Below are 16,721 nucleotides of genomic sequence, written 5' to 3' on the forward strand. Positions count from 1 at the left end.
CGCGGGATGGCGAAAATCGGACCGGTCAGTTGGTCAGGCCGTCGCCCTTGCCCTGCAAGACCACCTCGACCCGGCGGTTCCGCGGTTCGTAGGCGCCGTCGGCGGTCGGGACCTCCGGCTGCGTCTCGCCAAAGGCCTTCACCTGGATCTTGGACTGGACGCCGTTGCGCCGGATCTCGGCGGCGGTGTTCTCGGCGCGCTTGCGCGACAGATCGAGATTGTAGGCTTCGGGACCGGAGCGGTCGGCATGGCCGGCCAGTTCGATGACCGCCGTGCCGTCGGTCTTCGCCCGTTCGCTCGCCTCGGCGACGGTCTGGCGCGCCTCGGGCGTCAGCGTGGCGACATCCAGCGGGAAGTAGACCACGTAGGTGCGGCGCAGACTCGCCGCGGCTCTGGCCTGCGCGACCGGCAGCGGCGCCGGCTTCGGCACGGTCTCCGCGATGCGGCGCGGCGGGCGGGTGCGCTCGACCGCGGCCAGCGCCGCAGATCCTTCGGTGGACTGCCTTGCCGCCATCGGCCCGGCGCCGAAGCGGTAGCGCAGGCCCAGCATGGCCGTATGGCTCGTGAAGTCCGTCGTCACCGTGGCGCCGGCGGCATTGCTGAAGTCGGCCTCGCTGGTGCGGAAATAGCGGTACTCGCCAATCAGCGAGAGATTGGGGCTCAGCGCAAAGGCGATGCCGGCGAGGCCCTGATAGGCCAGCACCACGTCACGGTCGTCGAGCACGACCACGTTGTTGGCATTGCCGTCGTTGATGTTCAGGATCGCGCCGCCGATGCCGCCGCCGAAATAGGGGTAGATGCCCATGTCGTTGTCGAGTTCGAACAGGACGTTGGCCATCAGGCTGCCCGCGCCCAGATAGCCGCTGGCGTTGACGCCGCCGATCTCGTTCAGCCCGTTGTGGCGGTAGGCGGCCTCGCCCTCCAGGCGGATGCCGCTCGGGAACTGGTAGCCGACAGCGGCGCTGCCGCCGTACCCGGCCTTGAAATCCATGGGGCTCAGCGCCGAGTTTCTCAGCGTCTGATCCGGGGCGAAGCTGCCCAGGACGCCGCCGCTGACATAGGGCCCCCAGAGTTCGGCTTGCGCCGGAAGGGCAGCGACCATGAGGGCCGCGCCCAGCCATAAGCTCCGACCGAGCATGTTCAATTCCCGCCTCTTCATCGACCCCGGGGCCGAAGGATAGTCGAACAGCACGCCATGTCGAGTGCGTTTGCCGTGCGATTACAAGGCGGTGGACCGCGCGACCGTCACTTCTCCTGAAGGCGGGGCATCAACTCGACGAAGTTGCAGGGCCGGAAGCGGATATCCAGCTGGGTGGCCAGGATCATGTCCCAGCCATCCTTGCAGGCGCCCGGCGAACCCGGCAGGGCGAACAGATAGGTACCGCCCGCGACACCGGCCGTGCAGCGCGACTGGATCGTCGAGGTCCCGATCTTCTCGTAGGACAGCATGCGGAACAGTTCGCCGAAACCGGCGATTTCCTTTTCCCAGACATCGCCGAAGGCTTCCGGCGTCACATCGCGTCCGGTCACACCGGTGCCGCCGGTGGAGATGACCACGTCGATCTCGGGATCCCCGATCCACTGCCTCAGCTTGTCTGCGATCGCCTGACGGTCGTCGCGCACGATCTCGCGGCGCGCCAGTTCGTGCCCGGCATCGGTCAGCCGCTGCACCAGCGCGTCGCCGGAGCGGTCGTCATCGAATGTGCGGGTATCGGAGACCGTCAGGACCGCGATGCGGACCGGGACGAAGGCCCGGGCTTCATCAATAGGCATCGCTGCCGCTGCCGAGCGCGAGTTCTTCCTCGCTCAGGTTCTCCGGCGGCACGTAGATGGGCCAGCGGCCGGCGGCAACGTCGCGCAGGCTGGGCGTCGGCAGGCCGAGCCGGTGCCGGTAGATCCAGTAGGCGGACAGCACGTCCTTGACGAAGGCGCGGGTCTCGCGGGAGCCCATCAGCTCGATGAAGAGCAGCGGATCGGTCCGCTCGCCGAAGCGCTTCGACCAGGACGCCAGATTGCCCGGACCGGCATTGTAGGCGGCCAGGATCTGGATCAGGCCGCCATTCGGCTGCACCAGATCGGCGAGATAGCCGAGATAGGCCTGGCCGTATTTCAGGCTGATTTCCGGATCGTGCAGCAGCGCCGGCTTCACCGGCTCCAGGTTCGCCTTCTCGGCGACATAGGCCGCCGTCGACGGCATCAGCTGCATCACGCCGCGCGCGCCGACGCGGCTGCGCGCATCCGGATCGAAGCGCGATTCGCGCCGCGCCACGGCCAGCAGCAGCGCCTTGCCGATGCGGCCATCCGATTCGACTTCCCAGTCCGGCACCGGATAGAGGGCGGTGTCGTGCTGCTCGCCGAAGCTGCGCTGGCGCACGCGCGCCATGCGGTAAGCGGTCGCCGGCGCGTCGATGGCCACAGCCACCGCGATCACCAACGCGTTTCCGGCGGAATCGGTGTAGCGCGCCAGACGGTCCAGTTCGGCATCGGCCAGCTCGACCTGCCCGGCCTCGGCCAGCGCCAGGGCGCGGCGGACACCGGCATTCCCCATCAGCGTCTTCATGACCGCGTCGGACAGCTTCGGGCCTTCCCATTCGAAGGGCCGGAGCCGGGCCAGCTGCGCGATGGCGACGAGGCCGTAGATGTCGCGTGGATAGGAGGCCGCCTTCTGCAGCGCCACCATGGCTTCCTGATAACGGCCGGCAGCCAGCGCCGCACGTGCGTGCCAGTAGTCGATGGCGCCGCCGAGATTGCCGATACGGTCGGCCGGGGTCTCCGCGGCGGTCCGGAAGCGGAGCAGGGCATCGTCCCAGCGGTCCATCGCCCAGAGCGCGATGCCGGCATAGTAGGCGCCGAGCCGCTTGCCGCCGCCCTTGCCCTTCATCGCCAGATCGCCCTGTTCCAGCGCCCGGTCGTGGCGTCCGCCGGACAGGTGGCCGCGGGCCAGCTGCGCCCGCGCTTCGGCCATGGCGTGTGCCGACAGCTTCGCGCCATCGCCGCCGGCCAACATCTCCTCGGTGACCGTCATGCGGTCCTTCAGGACGTTGCGCTTGACCTGGGTCAGTACGGTGCGGTCGTGGCCGCTGAGCTTCGGCGCCTCGGCCCGGTCGTGCTTCTCGCCCTCATACTGGCCGGACAGCGCCTTCGGGTAGGTCAGCCGGATGTATTTCGGACGCGTCAGTTCGTTCCAGCCGCTTTCGGGCCGGCGCTTTTCCGCGAGTTCATGCAGGCGCGCCGAACCCGGATGGTCGGCGTAGCTCTTCATCCAGTTGTGCAGTTTCGCGTAGCTGGTGCGACCGCCGCGGGGGTGCATGTAGCGTTGGTAGAGCACATGCCCCATCAGAATACGGTCATCGATGGTGCGGATCAGCCGGTCGGCGCGGCGCCACTGGGCGCGCTGCTGCAACTCGAAGATCTCGGCATAGCGATCGGCGTCAGCGCTGGACAGCACGCGCGGCAGGTCGGCCGCAATAGCGGGCACGGCAGCAATCGCGGCAAGGGCCACGGCGAAAATTTTCACCAAATTGAGCATGGCGCGGACCAAAAGCACTTATCGGCGGTAACCGCAAGCTTGTCGGATCGTCGCAGGTCGGCAAACATGGGATGATTCGGTCAGTCCAGCTTGCTCATGTCCCTGCCCCCCGAAATCGCCTCGCGGCTGAAATTGCCATTGATTGCAGCACCCATGTTTCTGGTCTCGGGACCGGAGCTGGTCATCGCGTGCTGCCGGGCCGGGGTAATAGGCTCCTTCCCGACGGCGAATTGTCGCACTGTTGAGCAGCTCGACGAGTGGATGCAGCGGATCGGCAGGGAGGCCGGAACGGACTGTGCGCCCGTGGCGCCCAATCTGATCGTCCACCGCACCAACACACGCCTGCCGCAGGATCTGGAGGTGCTGACTGCGCACAGGCCGCCGATCGTGATCGCCAGCGTCGGCAGCCCCGCGGGCATCGTCGACGACATACATGGCTATGGCGGCCTGGTGTTCGCGGATATCGCCTCGATGCGGCATGCCGAGAAGGCGATCGCCGCCGGTGCGGACGGGCTGATCCTGCTGACCGGTGGCGCCGGCGGGCAGACCGGCTGGGCCAATCCCTTCGCCTTCGTGCGCGGCGTGCGCCGGATCTTCGACGGCCCGGTTGTGCTGGCCGGCGGCGTCGCGGACGGGGCCGGACTCCGAGCCGGCCGAGGTTCTGGGCTGCGATCTCGCCTATATGGGCACCCGCTTCATCGCCACGGCCGAGAGCATGGCCGATCAGCGCTACAAGGACATGCTGGTCGATGCCGGCCTGGACGACATCAAGCTGACCGACGCCATGACCGGGCTGAACACCAACATCCTGATTCCCAGCCTGAAGGCGGCGGGACTGGACCCCGACAACCTGCCCGGCCGCGGGTCGATCGAGATCGACAAGGACATCAACCCGGATGCGCCGCGGCGCTGGAAGGACATCTGGTCGGCCGGCCATTCCGTCGAACTGGTGCGCGACGTCCAGAGCGTCGCCAGCCTGGTCGAGGGGATCTCGGCGGAATACCGGCAGGCCGGCGGCGATTGAGAATCAGTCTGAGAGTGATTTTCTTCACTTTCGATCAATCAATTCGATATATGATCAGGCAACGAGTTGGTGCGCCCGGCGGCGCTCTTTCAGTCCGGAGTTTTCATGCCTGCAGATTCGGATCGCGCGGTTCAGAACCGCCTCGAATGGGGCGCGGACGACACGCTGAATTTCCAGATCGTGCTGCTGAGCAACCGGCTCTCGCTGACGGTGGCGCGCCGTGCACTGGCCGATGACGGGCTGACCCTTCGCGAATGGCGGATCCTGGCCGTGGTCTACCTCTTCGGCCCCGGCATCGCGCGGAAGATTTCCGAGACGGCGCTGCTCGACCCTGCGCATGTCAGCCGCACCGTGCATGCGATGCGCCGGCGGGGTCTGGTCGAGTTCCGCGAAAACAAGGACGACCGGCGGCAGATCATCGTGGCGCTGACCGATGAGGGCGACCGCGTGGCGCGCGACGTGCTGCCGAAGGTGATCGGCGTGAACAATGCCTTCCGCGGGATCTATACCGAGGAGGAGTTCGAGACCCTGATCGAGTTGCTGGCCCGGGCGAACGGATTCGCCGAGAAGCTTCTCGAATCGGATGAACTCCCCGTGGCCGAGTCGGCGCCGGATCCGCACCCGCTCGCTACCTGAAGTTCCGCCCCTTCGGCATCGCCGCATTCGCCGGATCGCCATCCGCCCGCCGCCAGGCCGGCAGCGGGTCCCTGCGCCGGCTCCGCTCCTGACTGTGACGCATCATGTCCGCACGGGCGGTAGCCTCCACCTCGATCCCCGTCTCGCCGAGGCGCTTGCGCGGCCCCTGCGGGCGCACGACCTCGTCGGCATTGGCGATGGCGCCGGCGGCGAAATCCTCCGGCGCCTCACCGTCGGTCAGCAAGGCCAGTTCGGCGCTGAGATCGAAGACCCGGTCGGCGACGATGTGGATCACCTTGCCCTCCCGCTGCAGCTTGCCGCGGACGCCGAGCAGACGTGACGTCAGGACCGTGCGCCGGAAGCGTTCGAAGACATGCGGCCAGACGATGACGTTGGCGACGCCGGTCTCGTCTTCCAGGGTGGTGAAGATGACGCCCTTGGCGCTGCCCGGGCGCTGACGCACCAGCACCAGGCCAGCAACGACGATGCGGCGGTTGTTGGGGATATCCGGCAGCACCTCCGACAGCACCGCGCCATGCGCCGACAGCCGTTCTCTCAACAGCGCGCAGGGATGCGATCTCAGGGTCAGCTTCAGCCGCTGGTAGTCGGCGACCACTTCCTCGCCGACCCCCATCTCCGGCAACTCCACTTCAGGTTCGGCGATCAGGTCGAAAGGCCGGTTGTGGCCGGCAGCATCGGCGCGGGCCTCGGCGGCGGCGAACAGCGGCAGCGGCTCCGGCTCCACCGCCCGCGCCGCCCAGAGCGCCTGGCGCCGTGTCAGACCCAGCGTGCCGAAGGCGTCGGCGTCGGCCAGCACCTTCAGCGTCGCCGTATCCAGTTCCGCCCGCCGCGCCAGCTCCTGCACCGTGCGGTAGCCGCCCGCCGGCCGGGCCAGCGCGATCCGCGCCGCGGCGTCCGCCTTCAGCCCCTTCACGATGCGGAAACCGAGCCGGACCGCCGTCTTCAGCCCGGTCTTCGGATCGGGCGCGAGAAGCGGTTCCAGCAGATGGTCGGGGTCGGAATGATTGACGTCGACGGGCCGCACCTCGACGCCGTGGTCGCGCGCGTCGCGCACCAGCTGCGCCGGGGCGTAGAAGCCCATCGGCTGGCTGTTCAGGATCGCGGCGCAGAAGACGTCCGGATAGTGCTTCTTCAGCCAGGCCGAGACATAGACCAGCAGCGCGAAGCTGGCGGCGTGACTCTCGGGGAAGCCGTACTCGCCGAAGCCCTCGATCTGCTTGAAGCAGCGCTCGGCGAACTCGCGGTCATAGCCGCGCTCGACCATGCCCTCGACCAGCTTGACGTTGAAGCTGTGGATGGTGCCGACCTTGCGGAAGGTCGCCATGGCGCGGCGCAGCTTGTCGGATTCGGCCGGGGTGAAGCCGGCAGCGACGATGGCGATCTTCATCGCCTGCTCCTGGAACAGCGGCACGCCCATGGTCTTGCCCAGTACGCCGCGCAGTTCCTCGGACGGGAACTCGACCGGCTCCTCGCCGTTCCGGCGGCGCAGATAGGGATGCACCATGTCGCCCTGGATCGGGCCGGGGCGGACGATCGCCACCTCGATGACCAGATCATAGAACTCGCGCGGCTTCAGGCGCGGCAGCATGGTCATCTGCGCCCGGCTCTCGACCTGGAAGACGCCGACCGAATCCGCCTCGCACAGCATGTCGTAGACCGCCGGGTCCTCGGGCGGCACCGAGGCCAGTTCCATCGGGCGGTCGTAGCGCTCCTCCAGCAGGCGGAAGGCCTTGGCGATGCAGCTCAGCATCCCCAGCCCCAGCACATCGACCTTCATCAGGCCGAGCGCCTGCAGATCGTCCTTGTCCCACTGGATGACGGTGCGGTCGGCCATGGCCGCGTTCTCGATCGGCACCAGTTCCGACAGCGGCCCGCGGCTGATGACGAAGCCGCCGACATGCTGCGACAGATGCCGCGGGAAGCCGTGAAGCTCGCGCGCAAGGCGGAGCGCCTCGGCCACGGTGGGGTCGTCCGGATCGAGGCCCGCCTCGGCGATGCGGTTCTCCTGCAGCCCCTCCCGCCAGATCGTCTTCGTCATCGCATCGACCGCGTCCAGCGACAGGCCGAGCGCCTTGCCGACCTCGCGGATCGCGCTCTTGGAGCGGTAGGAGATCACCGTCGCGGCCAGCCCGGCCCGGTCGCGGCCGTATTTCCCGTAGATGTACTGGATCACCTCCTCGCGCCGCTCGTGCTCGAAATCGACGTCGATATCCGGCGGCTCGTTGCGCTCGGCGCTGACGAACCGCTCGAACAGCAGGTCCATGGTCGAGGGATCGACCGAGGTGACGCCCAGGCAGTAGCAGACCGCCGAGTTCGCCGCCGAGCCCCGCCCCTGGCAGAGAATGCCCTTCATGCGGGCGAAGCGGACAATGTCGTGGACGGTCAGGAAGTAGGGCGCGTAGTTCAGCTCCGCGATCAGCGCCAGCTCGTGCTCGATCAGACCGCGGACCTTGTCCGGCAGTACCTTGCCGTAGCGGGTCTCGGCCCCGGCCCAGGTCAGCCGCTCCAGCGTCTTCTGGGTGGTCTCCCCGGGGATGGCGATCTCGTCCGGGTACTCATAGGCCAGTTCGTCCAGCGAGAAGGTGACCCGTTCCAGGATCTCCAGCGTCCGCGCCACCGCATCGGGCGCTTCGGCAAACAGCCGCGCCATCTCGTCCGGCGTCTTCAGGTGCCGCTCGGCATTGGCCAGCAGACGCCGCCCCGCCGCCTGCACCGTGCAGCCTTCCCGGATCGCCGTCAGCACGTCCTGCAGCCGCCGCCGCTCCGGCACGTGGTAGCGCACGTCGTTGGTCGCGATCAGCCCGAGGCCGGTTTCCGCCGACAGCGCCTGCAGCCGCCCCAGCCGGCGGCGGTCGTCGCCACGCCCCAGCATCTGCGCGGCCAGGTAGGCGCGGTCGCCGTAGATGTCGCGGATCTTGCGGAGGAAGTCCGCATCCTCACCGAGCGCGATGACGATCTGACCGTCGGCCTCCGCCGCCGCGTCTCCGAGGTCGAGGTAACAGTCGCCCTTCTCGGCCCGCCGCCGGCCCAGCGTCAGCAGCCGGCTGAGACGGCCATAGGCGGCGCGGTCGGACGGATAGCAGAGCAGTTCCTTCCCGTCGCGGAAGACAAGGCGGCAGCCGGTGCGGAACGGCATCTGCAGATTCTTCGCCGTCAGATGGGCGCGGACCACCCCGGCCAGCGTGTTGCGGTCGGCCACGCCGATGCCGGCCAGCCCCAGCGCCGACGCCTGGGCCGCAAGTTCCTCGGCGTGGGAACCGCCTTCGAGGAAGCTGAAATTGCTGGTGACGTGCCATTCGGCATAGGCGGCCATGTCCGCATTCCCTCGCATCCGGGAATGAGAACATAAATAGAACATTCAGCTGTTTCAAGTTCGCTTTGCCGCCCTTGGACTTAATCCGAGGGCCTCGGCGCGGATCCAGCCAGAGGTCTTCGGGTCAAGCCCGAAGACAAAAAAGGCTGCCGTCAGCCCTCGTCGACCACCTCGATCTCCAGCCGTTCCGGCTCGTCGTCCGGCGCCAGCCGCCAGGCCGCCAGACCCTGCGGCCCGCCCCAGCGCATACCCATGATCAGCCAGACCAGTTCCGGCTCGTGCGCCTCGGCGCGGTCGCGTTCCGACGGCACCGGATCGCCAAAGGGATGGCTGTGGAAATGGCCGACGACCTCGACGCCCCTGGCGCGCGACTCCCGCTGCGTGCGCAGCCGGAGACCCGGATCGATCTCGAAATGCGTCGCGGCATCTTCGGCCAGGTTCGGGCTCGGCACGATCGCGCCGATCTCGATCAGGTCCCCGGCGCGCCGCCCGAGCAGCAGGCCGCAGCCCTCGTTGGGCATCGCCTCGCCCAATTGGCGGAAGATCTCTCCGGCGCAGTCTGCCGGCAGCCGGACGCGCCCGGTCAATTGCCGCCCGTCCGCCCGACAGTCCGGCCGGTCGCGGGGTCCAGCACCACCGCACGGATCACGCCGCCCGGCTCCTCCACCAGCAGCAGAATAAGCCCGTCGGACACCTGCGCATCGATCAGACGGCCCTCGCCGATGTCGTATTCCCAGGCCGGACCGTCAGGCAATTGCACCTGCCGCACGACCGGCGCGGCGCCGGCAGCTGCGGCACGTTCGGGCGCAGGATCGCCTGAGGCGACGCCGCCGAACAGTTCGGTTGCCTTGTAGATAATGATGCCCGTCATCGCCAGAATGGCTATACCCAGCACCACGACAATGATCTTGAGCACGCGGAAATTGGGCTGTTCGTCGTCTGACATCACTGTATCCGGCGTGCTGGAAGCCACGGTTGAAGACGCGGACGCCGGCGAGCGGCTGGACCGGTTTCTCAGCCGGTCCTTCGGCGACCTGTCGCGCTCCCGGCTCAAGGCCCTGATCGGACAGGGCAAGGTGCAGGCAGCGGGGCGGACGATACTGGACCCCTCATACCGGGTCAAACCGGGGGAGACGCTGTCGGTCAGGGTGCCGCCCGCCGAACCCGCGGAACCGGTGGCGCAGGACATCGCTCTGGAAATCCTGTTCGAGGACCCGCACCTGATCGTCGTGAACAAGCCGGCCGGTCTGGTCGTGCACCCCGCGGCCGGCAATCCCGACGGCACACTGGTCAACGCGCTGATTGCTCATTGCGGCGAGAGCCTGTCCGGCATCGGCGGCGTGAAACGGCCGGGAATCGTCCACCGCCTCGACAAGGATACGTCCGGCGTCATGGTCGCGGCGAAGACCGACGCCGCCCATCAGGGCCTGTCGGAGTTGTTCCAGCGCCACGACATCGAGCGCATGTATCTCGCCCTTGTCCGCGGCGTGCCGAGCCATCCGAAAAGCACGGTCGAAGGCCCCATCGGCCGCGATCCGAAGAACCGCAAACGCATGACGGTCCGCGAGGGCGGCAAGCCCGCCGTCACCCATTACCGGGTGGCCGAACGGGCAGGCGACGCCGCGGCGCTGGTCGAATGCACCCTGGAGACCGGGCGTACGCATCAGATCCGCGTGCACATGGCGCATATCGGCCATCCGGTTATCGGCGACCCGCTCTACGGCCGGCTGCGGGGCGGTTCCCTGAAAGGGCTAGACGAAGCGGCGCGCCAGGCGGCACGGGCCTTTCCGCGCCAGGCGCTGCATGCGGCGGTGCTGGGGTTCATCCACCCCGTCACGGGCGAGGATCTGAGCTTCCGGGCGCAATTGCCGCAGGACATGTCGGAACTGATCCGCACCCTGTTACGTTCGGTAAAATGAACGCAACTTGCGCGAATTTGCGCGGGTTCCCAGATAAACACCGTTCAGGATGCAGTCAGGCAGGGGCGTGACAGTGTCCTGGACCCAATAAAAAGAGGGGTTCCGACTATGGCTGGACGCAACACGATCCCGGCGCTCTCACCCGACGGCAGCCTGAGCCGCTACATGGAAGAAATCCGCAAGTTCCCGATGCTGGAGCCTGAGGAAGAGTACATGCTGGGCAAGAGCTTCAAGGAACATGGCGACTACGAGGCGGCCCACAAGATGGTGACCTCCCACCTCCGCCTGGTCGCCAAGATCGCCATGGGCTACCGCGGCTACGGCCTGCCGGTGCAGGAACTGATCTCCGAAGGCAATGTCGGCATGATGCAGGCGGTGAAGCGCTTCGATCCCGACAAGGGCTTCCGTCTCGCCACCTATGCCATGTGGTGGATCCGCGCCTCGATCCAGGAATACATCCTGCGCTCTTGGTCGCTGGTGAAGATGGGCACCACCGCGGCGCAGAAGAAGCTGTTCTTCAACCTGCGCAAGCTGAAGGGCCAGTTGCAGGCGATCGACGAAGGCGACCTGCACCCCGACACCGTCACCACCATCGCCACCAAGCTGCAGGTCTCCGAGCAGGAGGTCATCGACATGAACCGCCGTCTGGCGGCCCCCGATCACTCGCTGAACGCGCCGCTGCGCATGGATGGCGACGAGGAGTGGATGGACTGGCTGACCGACGACAGCGAGACCCAGGAAGACACGCTGGGCGAGTCGGAGGAGCTGACCCAGCGCCGCGCGATGCTGGAAGGCGCCATGGACGTGCTCAACGAACGTGAGCGCCACATCCTGACCGAGCGCCGGCTGAAGGAGAATCCCTCCACGCTGGAAGAGCTGAGCCAGGAGTACGGCGTCAGCCGCGAGCGTGTCCGCCAGATCGAGGTCCGCGCCTTCGAGAAGCTGCAGAAGGCGGTCAAGAACGCCGCCCTGGAGCAGCGCAACCGCGCCGAGAAGAAACGGCTCGCCTTCGCCCGGTAGCACCCCGCGCCCCGTCGGGCGCGGCTTGCGCCCATAGTCGCAATCACGGCACATTTCCCCGTAACGATAAACGGGGAGGACGGGCATGAGCGACGCGGCGCCTTTCGAGGTCTATGCGATCAAATATGCCGAGCGCGAGGCGCGCCGCGGCGATCATTTCATCGGCGGCGATCCGCACGACGCGCCGATGGACATGGACTATTTCGTCTGGGCGCTGGTCCGCGAGGACAAGGTCTGGGTGGTCGATACCGGCTTCGACGTGCTGGACGCCGAGCGCCGCAACCGCCGGCTGGTGCGGACCGTGCGCGAGGGGCTGGGCCTGATCGGCATCGACAGCCACGCCGTCGAGGACGTCATCGTCACGCACCTGCACTACGACCATATCGGCGGCTACGAGCATTTCCCGAATGCGCAGTTCCACCTGCAGGACCGCGAGATGGCCTACGCCACCGGACGGCACATGACGCGGCCCGCCATCAGCCACGCCTACACGCCCGAGCACATCGCCGATCTGGTTCACCGGGTCTTCGCCGGCCGCGTGGTCTTCCATGACGGCGAGGCCGGGCTGGACGCAGGGCTGAGCGTCCACTGGGTCGGCGGTCATACGGCGGGGCTGCAGATCGTGCGCATATGGACGCGGATCGGCTGGATTGTGCTCGCCTCCGACGCCAGCCACTACTACGAGAACATGGAGGCCGCCGGCCCTTCGTCATCGTCTGGAACCAGGGCGAGATGCTGGACGCCTTCGACACCATGCGCCGACTGGCCGACGATCCGGCCTGGATCGTGCCCGGCCATGACCCCCAGGTCTTCGACCGCTACGACGCGCCCTCGGCCGATCTGAAGGGCAAGGTCGTACGCCTGGACGCCGAGCCGAAGGCCGGGTGATGCGGGGCCTGGCGGCAGCACTGTTGCTGGCGCTGGTCCTGTTTCCGTCGGCCCGGGCCCAGCAGGCGACCGATGTCGCCATCGTGCTGGCCGTCGACGCCTCTTCCTCGGTCAATCTGGAAGAGTTCGGCCTGCAGATGCAGGGTATCGCCGCGGCGCTGCGCGACCCGCAGGTCCTCAGCACGATCGCCGAGGGCCCCTCGGGCAGCATCGCCATCGCGCTGGTGCAGTGGTCAGGACCGTTGCAGACAAGGGTGGCCGTGCCCTGGCGGCTGGTGGAGGGGGCGGACAGCGCCGAGGCGCTGGCGAAGGAGATCGAGGAGACTCCTCGGTACTTCTACGCCGGTTCCACCGCCATCGGCCGGGCACTGGTCTATTCGGCCGCCGTTTTCGACAAGCTGCCCTGGTCCGCGGGGCGTCGCGTGATCGACATCTCCGGCGACGGTTCCAACACGGACAATCCGCCGGTCGGGCCGGCACGCGCGGAGGTGCTCGACCGCGGCATCGTCATCAACGGCCTGCCCATCCTGGCGCAGGAGCCCGAGGTCGACCGCTACTACGCCGAGCAGGTGATCGGCGGCCATGGCGCCTTCATCGAGGTTGCGCGCGATTACAATGCCTTCACTGCGGCGATGACAAGAAAGCTGGTCCGTGAGATACGGACCCAACCTCTCATCTCGCGACTGGAACAAGACCCGCGACCATGACAGCGCTCAAGGTGATCCGGCACGGACGGCATTTCACCATCGCGATCCGCGCCGAGGACACGACAGTCGTCGTCGCCGCGTTCGGGCTTCCGATCGGCTGGGAGATGACCGATATCGACAAGTCGATCCGGACCGCTCTGCCCGAGAACTGGGAACGCATCGTCTTCGACCTGTCGAAGACCGATTTCGCCGATTCCAGCCTGCTGGGTCTCATCCGCAGGTACTGGCAGGAGGCGGCCGTGCCGGGACCGGACGGCCGGTCCCGCGACGTCTGCATCCTCGCGCTGCCCGGCACCAAGATGCACGAGAAGCTGAAGCTGACCCGGATCGACCGGCGGATCCGTGTGGTCGAGAGCCTGGATGCGGCCGAGATACATGGCGGCGCGGGCGAGTTCGGACAGGATTGACGCCCCGGCCTGCGCCGGGGCCGCGTTGACCGCCCGCCCGGCTTCTTCTATCTCGTTGAGGCCGGATGCCGGGGAGGAAATCATGGCGCTCACAGAGGACCAGCTGGCCTTTCAGGAGGCGGCGCGCAGCTTCGCCGAGGCGGAGATGGCGCCGCATGCCGCGGCGTGGGACGCCGAGAAGGTCTTTCCCGAAGACACGTTGCGCCAGGCAGCCGAACTCGGCTTCGCCGGCATCTATGTCGGCGAGGAGCATGGCGGCTCCGCACTCAGCCGTCTCGATGCGGCGATCATCTTCGAGGAGCTGGCCGCCGGCTGCACATCGACCGCGGCCTACATCTCGATCCACAACATGGCGAGCTGGATGATCGACAGCTTCGGCTCGGACGAGGTCCGCGCGAAGTTCCTGCCGAAGCTCACCTCCATGGAGCATTTCGCCAGCTACTGCCTGACCGAGCCGGGCGCCGGCTCCGACGCCGCCAGCCTGAAGACGAAGGCGGTGCGCGACGGCGACGACTACGTCATCAACGGCGCCAAGGCCTTCATTTCCGGCGGCGGCCGCTCGGATGTCTACGTCACCATGGTCCGCACCGGCGACGAGGGCCCGGGCGGCGTCACCTGCATCGCCATTCCGAAGGATGCGCCGGGCATCAGCTTCGGCGCGCAGGAACGGAAGATGGGCTGGAACAGCCAGCCGACGGCCATGGTGCTGTTCGACGACTGCCGCGTGCCGGTGGACAACCGTATCGGCGACGAAGGCCAGGGCTTCCGCATCGCCATGGCCGGACTGGACGGCGGCCGCATCAATATCGGCGCCTGCTCCATCGGCGCTGCGCGCGCCTGCCTGGAGCGGACCATCGACTACGTGAAGGACCGCAGGCAGTTCGGAAACCGGATTGCCGATTTCCAGAACACCCAGTTCAAGCTGGCCGACATGGCGACCGAACTGGAAGCCGCACGGATGATGATCCACGGCGCCGCGGCCAAGCTGGATGCGGGCGCGCCCGACAAGACCCAGGCCTGCGCCATGGCCAAGCGCTTCGCCACCGATACCGGCTTCGAGGTCTGCAACGACGCACTGCAGCTGCACGGCGGCTACGGCTATCTGATGGACCACCCCATCGAGCGCTATCTGCGCGACTGCCGCGTGCACCAGATCCTGGAAGGCACTAACGAGATCATGCGCGTCGTGATCAGCCGCAAGCTGCTGGCGGACTGACGGCCATGAACGCACTGCCCGGTTTCGATGTCGCCGCGGCCGCCGCCTCGATTGCGGGGACGCTCAGGGACCACTCAGCCGCCTGCGAGGCCAGGCGCAGGGCCGCACCGGAATCCGTGTCCGCGATGCGCGAGGCAGGGCTGGCGCGGCTGCTGACCCCGAAGGCGTTCGGCGGCCTGGAACTGCCGCCCTCGGCCCAGATCGACGCCTGTCTCGCCACCGGGCAGTCCTGTTCGGCGGCAAGCTGGGTGAACATGGTCTGCGCTGCGCATACCTTCGTCGTCGCACGCTATTCTCAGGCCTGCCGCGAGGAGGTCTTCGGTACCGACCCGGACGTCCTGATCCCCGGCACCCTGGCCCCGCAGGGCACGGCGCGCCCGGTCGATGGCGGCGTGATCCTGAACGGACGCTGGCAGTTCGGCAGCGGCATCAATCACGGGCCATGGGTACTGCTCGGCGCGGCCGGGGTGAAGACCGAGGACGGCAAGCGCACGCCGCCGGTTCATGTCGTCGCGCCGAAATCGGACATCCAGGTGCTCGACACCTGGTACACGCTGGGCATGCGGGGATCCGGGTCCAATGATCTGGCTGCCGAAGAGCTCTTCGTCCCGGCGCACCGTGTCATGCCGACCATGCCGCTGTTCGACGGCACCTTCGAAGGCGAGGCGGAACCGCTCTACCGACTGCCGGTCATGGGTACGCTTGCGTCCATGCTGGCCGGCACCGTCGTCGGCTTCACGGAAGCGGGCCTTCAGACCTTCATCGGGGCGACGAAGGTCCGCAAGGAAGTCTATGCCGGCAGTTCGAAGGCCGCGAAGGCGGGCGTCCAGATGCGCGTCGCCGAGGCCCTGTCCGAAGTGGCCGCCGCCCGGCACTTCATCGAGCAGAACGGCCGGGCGCTCGATACAGCACTGGCCAGCGGCCATCCGGTGATGGATACGGCCGAGAAGGTCGAACTGCGCTGGAATGCGGCCTATGCGGTCGAACTCTGCCGGCGCGCATCGGAGCGCGTCTTCGCCGTGGCCGGGGCACACGCCATCTATGACGACCATGCCCTCCAGCGGTTTCACCGCGACATCAACACCGCCAGCCATCATGCTATTGCAGACATCGACGCCGTCGCCGAAATGAAGGGCAAGCTGGAACTCGGCCTCGGCGACCAGCTCGGCTTCGTCTGAGCCGCCGTCCGCACGCTGAAGGAGGAAACAGATGATCGATCTCGGCAACCGCGTCTCGATCTACCAGCCCGACCAGGACGGCCTGATCTTCCCCGAGGAGCCGTCCTTCAATTCACCGGAGGCGCTCCGCCTGGACCGCAAGAAGCGGCTGGTCGCGGCCTGCCGCGCCTTCGCGAAGCACGGGCTCGACTTCGGCTTCGCCGGTCACCTGACCGTCCGCGACCCCGAGCATCCCGAGCTCTACTGGACCAATCCGATGGCGGTGCATTTCAGCCAGGTGAAGCTGTCGAACCTGATCCTGGTCGACCATGACGGCAGGGTGATCGAGGGCGACTACGCGGTGAACCGCGCCGGCTTCGTGCTGCACGCCGCGGTCCACGAGATGCATCCCGACATCGTCTCCATGTGCCACGCCCACACCGAGTACGGCGTCGCCTTCGCCTCGCTGGGCATTCCGCTGGCGCCCATCACCCAGGATGCTTCCTGCTTCTACGAGGATCACGTCGTCATCCGGGAAGACGCCGGTCATGTCGCGGTCGAGGAGGATGCGGGCACCCGCGTCGCGAAGGCCTTCACCGGCGTGAAGGCGGCGATCCACCAGAACCACGGTCTGCTGACCGCCAGCCGCCACAGCATCGACAGCTGCGCCTGGTGGTTCATCGCTCTGGAAAGGGCCTGCCGTCAGCAGCTGATGGTCGAGGCCACCGGCCGCAAGCCGGTCGAGGTGCCGCCCGAAAGCGCCCGCTACAGCCGCGAACATGTCGGCAGCGACTATATCGGCTGGCTGCATTTCCAGCCGATCTACACCGAACTTCAGGAATCCCAGCCCGACATGTTCGACTGACAGGCTGCGCCTGCCGCCG

General features: G+C 67.4%; 15 protein-coding genes and 1 pseudogene. 10 read left to right on the forward strand and 6 right to left on the reverse strand.

The features are described from left to right. Positions 1–25 precede the first annotated feature (25 nt). From ACMVY4_RS01430 to ACMVY4_RS01440, 3 genes are all read right to left on the reverse strand, one after another. A complete protein-coding gene (locus tag ACMVY4_RS01430) occupies positions 26–1,102 on the reverse strand; it encodes an OmpA family protein (RefSeq protein WP_416898425.1) in 1,077 nt (358 codons plus the stop codon). A gap of 143 nt (positions 1,103–1,245) precedes the next feature. After that, positions 1,246–1,773, reverse strand: coding sequence for a molybdenum cofactor biosynthesis protein B (moaB, locus tag ACMVY4_RS01435; RefSeq protein WP_416898426.1), 528 nt, complete (start codon positions 1,771–1,773; stop codon positions 1,246–1,248). After that, complete coding sequence (locus ACMVY4_RS01440) at positions 1,763–3,478, reverse strand: lytic transglycosylase domain-containing protein (protein ID WP_416898427.1); 1,716 nt, start codon at positions 3,476–3,478, stop codon at positions 1,763–1,765. The genes moaB and ACMVY4_RS01440 overlap by 11 nt, the downstream gene beginning before the upstream one ends. Before the next feature lie 147 nt (positions 3,479–3,625). Between ACMVY4_RS01440 and ACMVY4_RS01445 the strand changes: the two are divergent. Continuing rightward, positions 3,626–4,553 (forward strand): annotated as a pseudogene (locus ACMVY4_RS01445) (NAD(P)H-dependent flavin oxidoreductase). A 105-nt stretch (positions 4,554–4,658) separates the two neighbouring features. Then, a complete protein-coding gene (locus ACMVY4_RS01450) occupies positions 4,659–5,189 on the forward strand; it encodes a MarR family winged helix-turn-helix transcriptional regulator (protein ID WP_416898428.1) in 531 nt (176 codons plus the stop codon). On the opposite strand, the gene ACMVY4_RS01455 is transcribed toward ACMVY4_RS01450, so the two are convergent. From ACMVY4_RS01455 to ACMVY4_RS01465, 3 genes are all read right to left on the reverse strand, one after another. Beyond that, on the reverse strand, positions 5,182–8,523 hold the full coding sequence (locus ACMVY4_RS01455; protein WP_416898429.1) for an error-prone DNA polymerase: 3,342 nt from the start codon (positions 8,521–8,523) through the stop codon (positions 5,182–5,184). The two genes, ACMVY4_RS01450 and ACMVY4_RS01455, sit on opposite strands and share 8 nt — an antisense overlap. 152 nt (positions 8,524–8,675) lie before the next feature. After that, positions 8,676–9,110, reverse strand: a complete 435-nt coding sequence (locus tag ACMVY4_RS01460; protein WP_416898430.1) for a M67 family metallopeptidase — start codon at positions 9,108–9,110, stop codon at positions 8,676–8,678. Continuing rightward, positions 9,107–9,469: a hypothetical protein gene (locus ACMVY4_RS01465; RefSeq protein ID WP_416898431.1), complete on the reverse strand. Its 363-nt coding sequence runs from the start codon at positions 9,467–9,469 to the stop codon at positions 9,107–9,109. Before ACMVY4_RS01465 ends, ACMVY4_RS01460 begins: the two co-directional genes overlap by 4 nt. A 13-nt stretch (positions 9,470–9,482) precedes the next feature. Between ACMVY4_RS01465 and ACMVY4_RS01470 the strand changes: the two genes are divergently transcribed. The 8 genes from ACMVY4_RS01470 to ACMVY4_RS01505 all read left to right on the forward strand — a co-directional run bounded on the left by ACMVY4_RS01470 (position 9,483) and on the right by ACMVY4_RS01505 (position 16,702). Continuing rightward, on the forward strand, positions 9,483–10,442 hold the full coding sequence (locus tag ACMVY4_RS01470; protein ID WP_416898432.1) for an RluA family pseudouridine synthase: 960 nt from the start codon (positions 9,483–9,485) through the stop codon (positions 10,440–10,442). A gap of 108 nt (positions 10,443–10,550) precedes the next feature. After that, entirely contained in the window at positions 10,551–11,462 is a 912-nt protein-coding gene (gene rpoH / locus ACMVY4_RS01475) for an RNA polymerase sigma factor RpoH (protein ID WP_416898433.1), read from the forward strand. 85 nt (positions 11,463–11,547) lie between these two features. After that, positions 11,548–12,306, forward strand: a complete 759-nt coding sequence (locus tag ACMVY4_RS01480) for an N-acyl homoserine lactonase family protein (protein WP_416898434.1) — start codon at positions 11,548–11,550, stop codon at positions 12,304–12,306. Positions 12,307–12,349: 43 nt separating this feature from the next. Beyond that, positions 12,350–13,057, forward strand: coding sequence for a DUF1194 domain-containing protein (locus ACMVY4_RS01485; protein ID WP_416898435.1), 708 nt, complete (start codon positions 12,350–12,352; stop codon positions 13,055–13,057). Continuing rightward, positions 13,054–13,464, forward strand: a complete 411-nt coding sequence (locus ACMVY4_RS01490; protein WP_416898436.1) for a hypothetical protein — start codon at positions 13,054–13,056, stop codon at positions 13,462–13,464. Before ACMVY4_RS01485 ends, ACMVY4_RS01490 begins: the two co-directional genes overlap by 4 nt. Before the next feature lie 82 nt (positions 13,465–13,546). Further along, a complete protein-coding gene (locus ACMVY4_RS01495) occupies positions 13,547–14,680 on the forward strand; it encodes an acyl-CoA dehydrogenase family protein (protein WP_416898437.1) in 1,134 nt (377 codons plus the stop codon). Between the two features lie 5 nt (positions 14,681–14,685). Then, positions 14,686–15,858 carry a hypothetical protein gene (locus ACMVY4_RS01500; RefSeq protein WP_416898438.1) on the forward strand — a complete coding sequence of 391 codons (1,173 nt, stop codon included), beginning with the start codon at positions 14,686–14,688 and terminating at the stop codon, positions 15,856–15,858. A gap of 31 nt (positions 15,859–15,889) precedes the next feature. Continuing rightward, entirely contained in the window at positions 15,890–16,702 is an 813-nt protein-coding gene (locus ACMVY4_RS01505) for a class II aldolase/adducin family protein (protein WP_416898439.1), read from the forward strand. The last annotated feature ends 19 nt before the right edge of the window (positions 16,703–16,721 follow it).

The organism is Minwuia sp., from assembly GCF_048007105.1.
GTDB lineage: Bacteria > Pseudomonadota > Alphaproteobacteria > Minwuiales > Minwuiaceae > Minwuia.